Source organism: Arthrobacter sp. ISL-72 (assembly GCF_018613755.1).
Taxonomy (GTDB): domain Bacteria; phylum Actinomycetota; class Actinomycetes; order Actinomycetales; family Micrococcaceae; genus Arthrobacter.
The window spans coordinates 20,745-32,914 of record NZ_JAGGPP010000010.1 but is presented as its reverse complement, the minus strand read 5'-3'; the positions used below and the strand labels follow the sequence as shown (position 1 = coordinate 32,914).

Below are 12,170 nucleotides of genomic sequence, written 5' to 3'. Positions count from 1 at the left end.
TACGACGAACGTCAATCGTGCGTGGGGCCTTACCGGCCTGACGTTGAGACTAGGCTTTGTGCCATGATGATTAATCAGCGCCTCGAGCCACTGCTCGAGCAGTACGACTGGGCGACGGAGCGACTTCTCACTCGCCTCGCCGGGCCCACCAGCAACTCAGGTGATGGCAGCGACGTCGACGTACCGGTGCTAACGGACGCCGAGTACCTGTGGGAACCGGTCAACGCGTGCTGGTCGGTTCGGAGGCGCACCGATGGGCCCGGACCGGGCGCCATCAAGCTCATCGGCGCGGGGAAGTGGGGACGAGACGGCGCCCCTGAAAGTCCGTGGCCCCCGCCCCTCACGACGATCGCCTGGCGGCTCGATCACCTCTCCGAGACGCTGTTGGGCCGCTCCAGCCACCTCGGGGGCGACCGGACGTTCGATCGAGCGACTTACGAATCACGACCAGATGCAGCCGGCGCCATCGAGAGGTTCCGTCACGCCGCAGCCGACTGGCGCCTAGTACTGCTCAGTGTCGACGAGTCCGACTACGACCGGACCGGACTAAGCAGCTACCCGTACGGCAGCGACGCCGAGGAGACGTTTCCGACGATCGTGTGGTGGGAGAACCAGGAGATCCTGCACCACGGAGCCGAGATCGCGCTGCTCCGCGACCTCTACGTTCACCGCGCTCAATAGCGACGAGCGTGCACCGCGGATAGCTCAGCCGGCGCAGTCCCTACGAAGTCGCGATTCCGTTAATGTTGCAAACAGCGACGGCAATGGCGGCCGTTTCGAGTCAGGATCTGTCCCAGCGATTCACCGGCTGTGACGACCAGCATTTCATTCTCCTCTGCGCTGGCGGCCATGCGTCACGAGGCGGCATCTGCGGTTGGACTGTCGGCTTCTCCGAGGTACTGCCCGGCGTCACAGCCGGACCCGTGTCCTATTCTGACCAGATGTGTCCCGTGTGTCCCGAGCCGTTAGCCCTCTAGGACGGTCGTCCGAGAGTGGAGGGCCGATGAGTCTGCCGGTTCAGCCACATTCTGCACCCGTGGAGGGTCATCTAACTTGGCCGCCGCCGCGTGATAGACCGCGAACCTGGCGGCTGCGCTGGACCAGTCCAGGACGGCCCTGGGCCGGCTGTTGATCTCCTGTGCGGCGAACAAGACATCTGCCGGTTCGACCGTGCTTAGGTCATCTCCCTTCCGGAAGTACTGACGGAGCAAGCCATTGGCGTTTTCGTTCGATGCACGCTGCCACGGGCTGGCCGGATCGCAAAAGTACACGAGCGTCCCCAGCGCGGCAGGTGACCTCGGCATGTTTGGCCATCTCTGATCCCCGGTCCCACGTCAAGGTCCTCCGCAACGTGACCGGCATGACTCCGAGCGCCTCAATGAGCTGGTCACGCATGTTATCGGACCTGGTTCCCGGACGGAGCGCAAAGGCGACGAGGAGCCGGGAAGAGCGTTCAACCAGCGTCACTATTGCTGATTTGTTCCCCTTCCCCATGATGAGATCGCCTTCCCAATGGCCGGCTTCTTCCCTTGTAGCGATGTGGGTTGGGCGGTCACCGATCTTCAGAGCATCGGTAATGTACTGGCGTGGCTTGACCTTGGTCCTGGACCGCGGCCGTCTGATGAACTTGCCCGAACGCAGCAGCCGGGCAGACCCCGTTGGGACGGGGCGGATGCTCAAATGGTAAAGCGCCCGGTAGATCGTTTCATGGGCGAGATGCCGGTGCTTTTGCCCTGGGAACCTTTGCTTCAGGGCTCGGCAGACCTGCTGAGGGCTCCAGCGCTTCGACAGACACTCCACAACGTGATGCCGCAACTCGTCATCACCGGCAAGCTTGGCCGGCCTTGGCCTCGGCCTTCTCTTCTGCGCCATTTTCTGGGCACGAAACGGATGATAGCGACGTGAGTGGGGACGATTCCGAGCCACCTCCCTGCTGATCGTGGCAGGCGACCGCCCAAGATCACGAGCAATGGATCGGAGACTCGCCCGAACCAGCAACCGGTCGGCAATGTAGATGCGTTCGTCTTCTGACAAATAGCGGCTGGACCCACTTGCCATCGGAACCGCTTTACGGGGCCGCGGATCCAAGCCCTGCTGCACCAAGCCCTCGACCCCGTTGCGTCCATTCAACCAACGAAGGCCCGTGTTCTGGTTGATCCCAAGAATCCTGCATGCCGCCCGGTTGGAGTGCCCTTCTTTCATGAGCTGAACATACAAGGGCCTCATCTCAAACGGTGACGTACTCAGGCGGCATGCGACGCCGACTCGACATCTCGATGAGCCTGATCGGCAACCCGCCGGTCATCTTCCTCGACGAACCCACGACGGGGCTCGACCCCCAGGGGCGCATCGAGGTGTGGCAGACCGTCAAGCAACTCGCCGGTCAGGGCACGACGGTGCTGCTCACGACGCAGTACCTCGACGAGGCCGAGCAGCTCGCCGACCGCATCGCGATCCTGCACCAGGGCACGATCATCCAGAACGGCACCCTCACCGAACTGAAGCAACTCCTCCCGCCCGCCAAGGTCGAATACGTCGAGAAACAGCCTTCCCTCGAGGACGTCTTCCTCGCCCTCGTCGGTGACACCGGCGAGGCCGAAACCGCCCACGCCGACCGCACCGACGGCACGGTCCCGGCAGGAAAGGAATCCCGATGACCACCCACGTTCTCGGCGACACCGGTGTCCTGACCGGCCGCTCCCTGCGCCACATCCTCCGCAGCCCCGACACGATCATCACCACCGCGGTCACCCCGATCGCGCTGATGCTGCTGTTCGTATACGTGTTCGGCGGCGCGATCAACACCGGATCCGACGAGTCGTACGTCAACTACATGCTCCCCGGCATCCTGCTCATCACGATCGCCTCCGGCATCGCCTACACCGCGTACCGGCTGTTCCTCGACATGCAGCGCGGCATCTTCGACCGTTTCCAGTCCATGCCGATCACGAGGTCGAGCGTACTCTGGGCGCACGTGCTCACCTCCCTCGTTGCGAACCTGGCCGCGGTCGCGATCGTCATCGGCGTCGCATTGATCATGGGGTTCCGCACCGGAGCATCCGTCGCCGCCTGGCTCGCCGTCGTCGGCATCCTGATCCTGTTCACCCTCGCCCTGACCTGGCTCGCCGTGATCGCCGGGCTCTCGGCGAAGACCGTCGACGGCGCAAGCGCGTTCAGCTACCCGCTGATCTTCCTGCCGTTCATCAGCTCGGCGTTCGTGCCCGTCAACTCGATGCCCGGGCCGGTCGCATGGTTCGCCGAGAACCAGCCCGTGACCTCCATCGTGAACACCATCCGGGCCCTGTTCACCCAGGAACCCGTAGGCAGTGACATCTGGATCGCCCTCGCCTGGCTCGTCGGCATTCTCGTCATCGCCTACACCGTCGCGATCGCCACCTACCGTCGCAAGATCAGCTGAGGCCGAACGCTGCCCACGGCAGGGCGCTCCGCGTGCGGTGCGGCTCGAGCCCGCACCGTTGCTGTTCAGCTAATTCGTTCACGGCGGTATAGTTCATCTTCGGCTTCCGTCGCCAGCTCCCCGGTTGGCATCGGGACCAGGCTTCGACAGCAAATTGAGAATCTCTTTTCAATAGTCCATGGAAGGTCCTCATAATGTCAGAATCTGATCTCTCAGCATTACGGGAACGGGCCGCCCGCGGTGACCTCGACGCAATCGGGGAACTCATCCAGCTTGCCGCAGAGCGAGAAGACCTCGAAGAGCTGCGTCGGCTCGCTGCCAGCGGCAGCAGAGACGCTTGGACCAGCTCGTTGAGCTCGCCGCCGAAAAGGGCGACGTTGAAGAACTTCGTCGCCTCGCCGCCAGCGGAAATCGCGACGCGGCAGACGTTCTGTCCGAACTCGAAAGCGAGGCCCTCAAAGGGGACGACGAATAGGGCTAGCGTGACCCGCTGGCCACTTCTCTACCTGGGTGACACTGTGCCCGAGGTGGGACTCGAGCCGGGTTCCGGCCCTTGCACTGGGAAGTCCAGAAAACATAGCCAATCCGGCCCAGTCCGAACGACGTACGGCTCGATCCGAAGCCAAAGGTGTGGACATTACTGTCCACACTTCTTTTTGTCGCATTCCGGTCCCGTACCCACGGCTGCCGCGCAAGACCGAATAGGCCAAAGGTGAGTGCCACCCACTTCCTGAGTCCTCAGTCTGAGGTGACGGAACGCCTGTTGCCGGCAGGCATCATCGGCGCAGCGTCCAGCGCCGGGCCCCAGGAGGCAGTGAACCAAGGCGAAGCTGTCCTTGGCGGATCGCCAGATCGATTACAACGAAATCCTTACCGCGAAAAACGCTTACGACCCCGTTGGCCATTACTCAAGGCCGGACGTATTCCGCCTCCTGTTCAATTCAAATGCCAATGGGCGCGTCATCATGGCTGAGCAGTCCCCCGCAGCGATCGATCCGCAGAGCAAGGAGCCTTTGGGCTAACTAACGGCCAGGTCGGTGTTCAGCCCGCCGGCGTGCTGAACACGTGCCTGAGACGCAGGGCTTACCAGGGCGGCAGTATGGGCAGGGGGCCGTCAGCCTCGACGTTGTCAGTTGCACCGCGGGCGAGCCATTCGAGCAATCCCTCGCGGTCGGACGTGACGCGCAGGGCACCGTCGCCGATCACCCATTCATCGCGTTCCTCCGTGACCAGGGTCATCCCTGGCGCCCCCTGAGCGCGCATCGTGCGTACGGCGGCTTCTAGGGCGTTGAGTACCGAGTCCGGGTCCGCCTCCTCTATGGTCCATGCGGTGTCGAGGTCGTGGTGGTGCACCACAATTTCGGCGATACGCAACGCCACAATGGATGTCGCAGGAATCTGCTTACCGTGCAAGTGCACCTCCTCGACAGCCAGTTCCCCGCTCAGCCGCAGGGCCTGATCGGCAAAGTAGGCGGAGGACTGGCGAAGCCGGCCCAGCAGTTCCCCGCGAGGCAAGGTGGCCAGCCCGGATATCTCCTCGGCTCGTGCCTCCTTCGAGGCGTAGAGCTGCTGCTCCTCGCCCGAGGTTGCCCAGTCAATGAGCTTGACCAAGGCCTGGCCGTTGGAGGCGATGTGGGCGATGACATCTGCCCGGGTCCATCCCTTGCACAGGGATGGAGCGGCCATTTCGTCGTCGGACAGCGACTCTACGGTGGCCATGAACATATCGGTCTCCCGGCCGAGGCGGGACAGGTCGGAGTGCAGGCGTGCGGGATTAATCATAAATTCACCTTATCCATTGGTCCGGCCGCCAGCCGGCAGTCCGAGCCGCTGATTCATACCTAAACCGTACCGATTCAGACGGCCAGTAGTGGCTGATGCCCATACGAAGGAGACGGAATCGCCCCGCCGCTGCACGTAAGACCATGCTGCGGCGGGGCAACAGCCCTTAGATGCGCTTGACTCCCACGGTGTGGTCGGTGGTGAACTCGGCGATAGCCCAGTCACCGTTGAACCGGCCCAGCCCGGAGTTGCCCTCGCCGCCGAAGGGCACGTGCGATTCGTCATGGACCGGCATCTCATTGATATGGGTCATGCCGGCCTTGATGCCCAGGCTGAACTGCACGCCGCGATCGAGGTCCTGGGTGAACACGGAACTGGAAAGTCCGAATTCGCTGGAGTTGGCCAATTCCAGCGCGTGGGCCTCGTCGTCGGCCTTAATGATGCCCACCAAAGGTCCGAAGATCTCTTCGCGGGCAATCTCCATGTCCGGGCTGACATCGGCGAACACGTCCGGCGGTACGATCCGTCCCCTGATTTCGCCTTCAAGGACGGTGCGGGCACCCTCGGCCTTGGCCGTTGCGATTTTCGCTTTCAGCCCTTCAAGCTGGCTGTCGTTGACCACCGGGCAGACTAGGGTCTGCGCGGAGGCGGGGTCGCCGAACGGGACGCCAGAGGCTGCGGCGGTGAAGCGGTCCAGGAATTCATCGTAAAGGGGGGCCTCGACGATGATGCGGTTGACCGACATGCAGATCTGGCCCTGATTCAGGAACTTGCCCAAGACGGCAGCTTCCACTGCAGCGTCCAGGTTTGCATCTGCCAGGACCACAAGCGGCGAGTTCCCGCCTAACTCCAGTGCTTGAGGTGCTTCCCGCCGTCGGCAAGCTTGCCGACGTTCCGGCCAATGGGTGTGGATCCGTGAAGAGATCAGCCCGGGAACGGCATGCGTGACGAAGTCGTCGCCGATCTCGGATCCGGCCCCCAGCACCACGTTGAGCACTCCGGGCGGCAGTCCCGCTTCCTCGAATACCCTTGCGAGGATCAGCCCACCCGTAACAGGACTGTCGCTGGCCGGCTTGATGACCACGGCGTTGCCCAAGGCAAGGGCCGGGGCCACAGCGCTCGGACAGGTGGAACGGAAAGTTCCACGGGCTGATGACACGCATTACGCCCATGGGGCGGCGGTAGACGCGCAACTCTTTGCCGGGCGTATTGGACTCGACGATGCGACCGTGAACCTGGGTAGGGAAGGAAGACGCCTCCAGGGTGATCCCGGCGGCCAGGGAGACTTCACCTGGGCCTTGCCCACGGTGGAAGCGGACTCTTTGATGAGCCAGTCCACGATCTCCTCTGGCTCGCCAAAGCTTTTACTGGCAGCAGGTCCTATTTTTTCCAAGATAGGCCTAGACGTTTCTGATTGATATCTGGAAAGTATGGATCGCCCCCCGGCCCGATCCCGGGTATTTACCGCATATGGCGGGCGTCACACCTCTGCGACACTGAATCAAGCCAAGGGACACAGGTTCACCCCAGGGCACTACTTCCATGCTCCGTCAGAGAGGACAGGCATATGGCTCAGCTCCACACCGTCATCGCCGAACACCCGCGCAAAGAGGCACGCACCACGAACTGGGTGGCCTTCGTCATCTGCGCCGCACTGTTATTCGATGGCTACGACCTTGTCGTATATGGCACCGTCCTGCCGGGACTGCTCGCCGACCCAAGCCAGATTGGTGCCTTCGACGCCGCCGCGGCTGGCCTCTTGGGCTCGTGGGCGCTTGTTGGAGTGCTGGTCGGGTCGCTGATCTGCGGGGCGGTCGGCGACTTCTTCGGCCGCCGCCGACTCATGCTCCTAGGCATTGCCTGGTTCTCCGTCGGGATGTTCGTCACGGCGCTGACCACGACCGTCACGGCCTTTGGTGCTATGCGTTTCATTACAGGGGTGGGCCTGGGTGTAGTCATTGCCACCGCAGGCGCCACAATGGCAGAGTTCGCCCCAGCCGGCCGGCGTCAGTTCTACAACGCGATCGTCTATTCCGGTGTCCCCGCTGGCGGCGTGTTCGCCTCCGTCATGGGCATTCTGCTCCTCAATAACATTGGATGGCGCGGACTCTTCATGATCGGCGCCCTCCCACTCGTCATACTCCTCCCCATCGCCTGGTTCAAGCTCCCCGAATCCCCTCGCTGGCTGCTGGCCCGCGGCCGGGAGGAGGAGGCCCAGGCTGCTGCACAGCGGACCGGTGTTTCGCTCATTGAAGAACAGGTCATTCGGCAGATAGGCGCCGCCCCGCAGAAGACCGGCTTCGCGGCAGTGTTCTCCAAACAGTTCGCTGTGGCTTCCGTTCTTCTGGGTTTGATGTCGTTCTCCGGCCTGCTGCTGACCTACGGCTTGAACACCTGGCTGCCGAAAATTATGGAGGGATACGGTTACGGGCGGACGTACGCCCTGTTCTTCCCCCTGGCGCTGAACCTCGGCGCTGTTGCGGGAGGTTTGCTGCTCTCGCGCTTCGCTGACAGGACGGGTCCCCAGCGGGTCATAGCGGGCACCTTCGTATTGGCCACTATCACCCTGGTACTTATGACGTTTGGCTTTCCCCTGCCGGTGTTGTTCCTGTGCATCGCCATCGCAGGAGTGGGCACCCTCGGCACCCAGGTGCTGGTTTACGGATTCCAGTCCAACTACTACACCACCAATGCCAGGGCGGCAGGCGTGGCCTGGTGTGCGAGCGTGGGCCGCCTGGGCGGTATTTTGGGACCGATTATCGGCGGCTGGTTGGCTGCTGCAGGAATCGGCGGGGCTACCGCTTTCTATATCTATGGCGGCATCGCCCTCCTGGGTGCGATAGTGACGGTTTTCGTTCCCCACCAGCGCAAGCTGGAAGAAGCGGAGCACAAGGCCGAGGAAATCGTAGAGCACGGCGCGGAAGAGGCATTGTCCACGGCTCCTCCAGTCCGCCTCTAACCCGGTGCGGCCGGCCGGTGCCTATACAAGCCATGGTCCAGGGACAATGTGCCCGGGACATGCTTAGGCAGTCGGCCGGCTGCTGCTATCAGATGCCAACCGCACTGCCCGTCATTAGGTGTGATGCATTTATGAGTGGATCGCTTTATAGTTACTCCGTGAATCAATGTGTTCGGCGTCGGACCGGAGGCACCACACGGAGGGACCGCTTCAACAATGGAGATCAGGCAGCTCAACTACTTTATTGCCGTGGCGGAGGAACGCCACTTCGGCCGCGCCGCCAAACGCCTGCATATGGCCCAACCGCCCCTGTCCCAGCAGATCCGCCAGCTGGAAGAACAACTGGGGGTGAAGCTGCTGAATCGCACTACCCGAAGGGTGGAACTCACGGCTGCCGGGCAGGAATTGCTGGACCGGGGGCGGCAGATCGTCAACGCGGTCGGGACGCTCCAGGCCGACGTCTACCAGGTCGGTCAAGGCGCGTCCGGTGTGCTGCGTGTGGGCTTCTCCGGCTCGGCGACATACGGGGTTATGCCGCCCATCGTACGACAAGCCAAGCAGGTACTCCCGGGGCTGTCGCTGGATCTGCATGGCGAGATGCTTACCCCCTCCATGGAGGCAGGGCTGCGGGACGGCACGCTCGACGCGGCTCTGCTGCGCCCGCCCATCGCATCCCAGGAGATCGACTACAGCATCGTGACGCGCGAGCCGCTCATCGTAGCATTACCCTCGTTCAGCGCTCTGGCCGTGGACCGACCAGTCGCCGTGCACGAACTTCAGGACCAGGAATTTATCTCGTATCCACCGGAGTCGGTGCTTTACCGGACCACAGCAGCCATGTGCCGCCAGGCCGGTTTCCAGCCACGCATCACCCAGGTCATTAGTGAAACCTCCACGATGCTTTCCTTCGTGGCCGCCGGTGGTGGCATCGCCATCATCCCAGCAAGCATCCGCGCCCTCCAGCTTGAGGGCGTGGTCTATCGCGATATTGAACAAGCCCCTGAGGTTGAGCTGGCCGTTGCTTGGCGGCGTGAGGACCGGTCAGCACTGCTCCAAAGTTTTCTCGACGTTGTGGGCGCAGCAACTAAAGGACTACCCAATCGCGCTCCCACCCCTCCCGGATCCCTATGACTATGGGACACCCGCCCTATGGCAGGTGCCAGCTCCTCAGTCCGTGAGGCGGAACCGCGCCGCCAGTTCGCTGCGTGAGCGGATCCCCAACTTCCCGTAAATACGGGTCAGGTGGTACTGCACGGTTTTCTCGGCTAAAAACAGTGCACGGGCTACCTCCTTGTTCGTGGCACCGGCTGCCACTAGTTCGGCAACTGATTGCTCCTGGGCCGTGAGCTGGACCTGTGGTTGTGCCACAGCAGCGAGCACGGCGTCAGACGGGTCGGGCAGATTGCCGACATCCAGGCCTGTCGCCTTCAGCTCCCGATCGCATCTATCCACATAAGTGGCCGCGCCCAGGGAATCGTAGAGATCCCTTGCCACCCGCAGCACTGAGGATGCCAAACGTCTTTTGCCGGCCCGTCGCATGCTCTGCCCGAAGGCAAAGCTCACCCGGGCCCGCAGATATGGTCGGTTAAGCCCGCGCAGATGCCCCAGCGCCGTTTCGAAGTGCTCCTTGGCGGAATCGGGATCCCCTTGGGCGGCTACGAGCCGGCCCCGGGCCCACGCCATCCGCGCAAGATCGGACGGTACTGCCCGCTCCCGCGGGACCTGCTCGAAGGCGGTGAGGAAGGAATCTGCCACATCGAGCTGGTCGGTCATGACAAGGGCGTTAACGTAGGTGTCCTGCCATGGCCAGAACGACACCCTGTTCTCTGTCCAGGGATCCAGCTCCGTTAGGGGCTGCAACACGGCCAAAGCGCTTTCGTAGTCCGCCCGTGCCTCATGGAACCGCGCCCGGGCCAGGCTGGCCGGGACCTGCATGGCCCGATAAGTGCCCGGCTGCACGGCCGCTTGGGAGACGTAGTACCGGGCCCGGTCCCAATCCCCGCGCATGGACCAGAGCTCAGCGGCGGTCCAGTACAACAACGGCCGGATCAGTGGCATCCGCGAGGTCTCAAGCCGGACGGAGGCACGGGCAACTGTGGCCGCGGCCGCGTCCCAGTTACCGAGCACGAGGTGGGTACGGGCCAACCACGCCTCGGCCCATAGGGAGATCCGCAATGATCCGCCCCGGAACTCAGTGGGGGCCGCGGCTTCGAAATTTACAAGCGCCGTCTCGGCGTCGTCCAATCGTAGGGCCAGCCACCCCGCACCTATCTGTACGCGCTGCTTCTGGGCGTTCTCGGAGGCGTGTTCGAAGGCCCGGCGATAGGAAGCTTCGGCTGCCGAAATCCGGCCCTGGGCATAAAGACCCAGGCCGTAGATGGCTTCAGATTCAATGTGGGCCGGGGTGCCGGGCTTCGTCAGGGACATGGCCTGCTCCGCCCAACGGGTGATGAGGGGGCCATCCCAGGAGGCCACCCCATGCAGAACCAAGCGTTGGGCCACCTGCGCAGCGGCCGCCGGGTCCTGCTGCGGGTTACTCGTTCGCCAGGCCATCTCCAACTGGGTCTGGGCGCTGTGGTTTTGTCCAGACGCCGTGGAGAGGTAGCCAAGCACGGAGGAACGCAACGGCGAGGGTGCCATGGCATCGACGGCCGCGGCCCACATCTGTGCCTGGGCGATGTTGCCGGAGCCCACAAGGGCGTCCACTGCCCTGAGTAGGCGATCGTTGCCGGCGCGGATATCCCCTGAGAGCCTGGAGGCGGAAAACAGTGCCGTCGAGACATCCTGCCAGGCACCCACCTGAGCCTGTTGGCGGGCGTACTCCTCTAGTTCCGTGGCCAGTGCCTCGTCGGCGCCCGGGGTCGCGGACACTCGGTGGCCCAAGCGATCGCCCTCGATCTGCACGGCTTCCGCAGCCCTACGGTGTAGCCATATGCGCCGGCCTGGTGCAGTCTGCTCGTAGACGGATTCAATAGTTCCCGCTTCAAAGAAAGTCACGACCGAGCGGGCCTGTTCTACTGACAGGCCCAGAAGTCCGGCCTTATGTCCCTCGTCGAGGGCATCCATAACAGATGCGACTCCACTGACGTGGGCAACCTCTTCGATCCCGGCGCCCCGTCGAAGCACGGATACGGCCTCCGCCACAGCCACCAGATCGGGAGACGCGGCTTTGAGGAGACTGCGCACCCGTGCCCGCACATGCGAGCTCGGGGGCAGGGATGAAAACCATGTCTGCCAAGTCTCCGGAGGAAGCTCCCCCAGGAGGTCCGCAATCGGCTCGGGCCAACCACCGGTATGCCGTACGATCTCGTGGGCGGCCGTCGCGTTCAAGTCGATGCCGAACCGCCGCCGTGCGAGATCCTGGACCCGCTGCGGTGACAGTGGTTCCAGCGGAACCCGGGAAACCTGATGGCCGGTGAGAAACGCGAGGACGCCCGCCGGCACCAGCTGGGCTTGAGCGGGATCCAGAGTGACCAGGAACAGGATGCGTTTGGCGCGCAGCCGGCGCATGACGAAGGCGAGTACGTGCAGGGTTTCGGCGTCGAGGTGCTGGACGTCATCAACGGCAACCACCACGCTCCCGTGCAATTGAAGCCCATCGAGGTGTGCGTTGAGAGTCGCGGCGTAGTTGGCGACCTGAGCAGGGCTGAGAGTACCGACCGGGTCCGCGGAGCGGATGCTGTCGCGGCCATGGTCCTTTGCCGAGCGCAGCGGCGGTGTGACCATGAGCTGGGAGTAGCCGGCGAGGGGAAACTGCGCCTCCCACTCGTCTCCGGTAGCGGACAATACCCGCACCCCACGCGCCACGGCGCGGCAGTGCTCCAGGAAAAGATCCAGCAACGCAGTTTTCCCGGATCCCCGCGGGCCGCTGACCACCACCGTACGCACGTTACCCTTGCGCACAGTACGGAGTGTTTCCAGCAACTCCTCGAAGACGTCGGCGCGGCCGAGCAGCGCCAGATCCTCCTCGGTGTCACCGTGGTGGGGGCCCGGGATCATGCTGGCAAGCTT

10 protein-coding genes and 2 pseudogenes are annotated in these 12,170 nt (G+C 63.4%); 7 read left to right on the top strand and 5 right to left on the bottom strand.

The window, feature by feature from the left end; all coding sequences use genetic code 11:
- The first annotated feature begins 63 nt into the window (after positions 1–63).
- Positions 64–681, top strand: coding sequence for a DinB family protein (locus tag J7I92_RS11560; RefSeq protein ID WP_214840609.1), 618 nt, complete (start codon positions 64–66; stop codon positions 679–681).
- 498 nt (positions 682–1,179) lie between these two features.
- Here the strand turns inward: J7I92_RS11560 and J7I92_RS24570 are convergent, their stop codons facing one another.
- Positions 1,180–2,202, bottom strand: a complete 1,023-nt coding sequence (locus tag J7I92_RS24570; RefSeq protein ID WP_214840608.1) for an IS30 family transposase — start codon at positions 2,200–2,202, stop codon at positions 1,180–1,182.
- A 20-nt stretch (positions 2,203–2,222) separates the two neighbouring features.
- Between J7I92_RS24570 and J7I92_RS11550 the strand changes: the two are divergent.
- The 4 genes and pseudogenes from J7I92_RS11550 to J7I92_RS11535 all read left to right on the top strand — a co-directional run.
- Positions 2,223–2,657: pseudogene (locus tag J7I92_RS11550) on the top strand (ATP-binding cassette domain-containing protein); the annotation flags it as partial.
- Positions 2,654–3,418 carry an ABC transporter permease gene (locus J7I92_RS11545; protein ID WP_214840607.1) on the top strand — a complete coding sequence of 255 codons (765 nt, stop codon included), beginning with the start codon at positions 2,654–2,656 and terminating at the stop codon, positions 3,416–3,418. The pseudogene J7I92_RS11550 and the gene J7I92_RS11545, both read left to right, overlap by 4 nt.
- A gap of 337 nt (positions 3,419–3,755) precedes the next feature.
- Positions 3,756–3,893 carry a hypothetical protein gene (locus J7I92_RS11540; RefSeq protein ID WP_214840606.1) on the top strand — a complete coding sequence of 46 codons (138 nt, stop codon included), beginning with the start codon at positions 3,756–3,758 and terminating at the stop codon, positions 3,891–3,893.
- 361 nt (positions 3,894–4,254) lie between these two features.
- Entirely contained in the window at positions 4,255–4,440 is a 186-nt protein-coding gene (locus tag J7I92_RS11535) for a hypothetical protein (protein ID WP_214840605.1), read from the top strand.
- 61 nt (positions 4,441–4,501) lie between these two features.
- On the opposite strand, the gene J7I92_RS11530 is transcribed toward J7I92_RS11535, so the two are convergent.
- The 3 genes and pseudogenes from J7I92_RS11530 to J7I92_RS23865 all read right to left on the bottom strand — a co-directional run.
- On the bottom strand, positions 4,502–5,200 hold the full coding sequence (locus J7I92_RS11530) for a maleylpyruvate isomerase family mycothiol-dependent enzyme (protein WP_214840604.1): 699 nt from the start codon (positions 5,198–5,200) through the stop codon (positions 4,502–4,504).
- 166 nt (positions 5,201–5,366) lie between these two features.
- Positions 5,367–6,359, bottom strand: coding sequence for an aldehyde dehydrogenase family protein (locus J7I92_RS11525; RefSeq protein ID WP_311380283.1), 993 nt, complete (start codon positions 6,357–6,359; stop codon positions 5,367–5,369).
- Between the two features lie 22 nt (positions 6,360–6,381).
- Positions 6,382–6,462, bottom strand: a pseudogene (locus J7I92_RS23865) (hypothetical protein); the annotation flags it as partial.
- A gap of 305 nt (positions 6,463–6,767) precedes the next feature.
- Between J7I92_RS23865 and J7I92_RS11520 the strand changes: the two are divergent.
- Both J7I92_RS11520 and J7I92_RS11515 read left to right on the top strand, forming a co-directional pair.
- On the top strand, positions 6,768–8,159 hold the full coding sequence (locus tag J7I92_RS11520; RefSeq protein ID WP_214840603.1) for an MFS transporter: 1,392 nt from the start codon (positions 6,768–6,770) through the stop codon (positions 8,157–8,159).
- Between the two features lie 216 nt (positions 8,160–8,375).
- Positions 8,376–9,290: a LysR substrate-binding domain-containing protein gene (locus tag J7I92_RS11515; RefSeq protein WP_214840601.1), complete on the top strand. Its 915-nt coding sequence runs from the start codon at positions 8,376–8,378 to the stop codon at positions 9,288–9,290.
- A gap of 36 nt (positions 9,291–9,326) precedes the next feature.
- On the opposite strand, the gene J7I92_RS11510 is transcribed toward J7I92_RS11515, so the two are convergent.
- A complete protein-coding gene (locus tag J7I92_RS11510) occupies positions 9,327–12,158 on the bottom strand; it encodes an AAA family ATPase (protein WP_214840599.1) in 2,832 nt (943 codons plus the stop codon).
- Positions 12,159–12,170: the final 12 nt, after the last annotated feature.

Coding starts and splice junctions, on each gene's coding strand:
- J7I92_RS11545 (WP_214840607.1), top strand. CDS start 2,654: ATGACCACCCACGTTCTCGGCGACACCGGTGTCCTGACCGGCCGCTCC.
- J7I92_RS24570 (WP_214840608.1), bottom strand. CDS start 2,202: ATGAAAGAAGGGCACTCCAACCGGGCGGCATGCAGGATTCTTGGGATC.
- J7I92_RS11530 (WP_214840604.1), bottom strand. CDS start 5,200: ATGATTAATCCCGCACGCCTGCACTCCGACCTGTCCCGCCTCGGCCGG.
- J7I92_RS11560 (WP_214840609.1), top strand. CDS start 64: ATGATGATTAATCAGCGCCTCGAGCCACTGCTCGAGCAGTACGACTGG.
- J7I92_RS11515 (WP_214840601.1), top strand. CDS start 8,376: ATGGAGATCAGGCAGCTCAACTACTTTATTGCCGTGGCGGAGGAACGC.
- J7I92_RS11510 (WP_214840599.1), bottom strand. CDS start 12,158: ATGATCCCGGGCCCCCACCACGGTGACACCGAGGAGGATCTGGCGCTG.
- J7I92_RS11520 (WP_214840603.1), top strand. CDS start 6,768: ATGGCTCAGCTCCACACCGTCATCGCCGAACACCCGCGCAAAGAGGCA.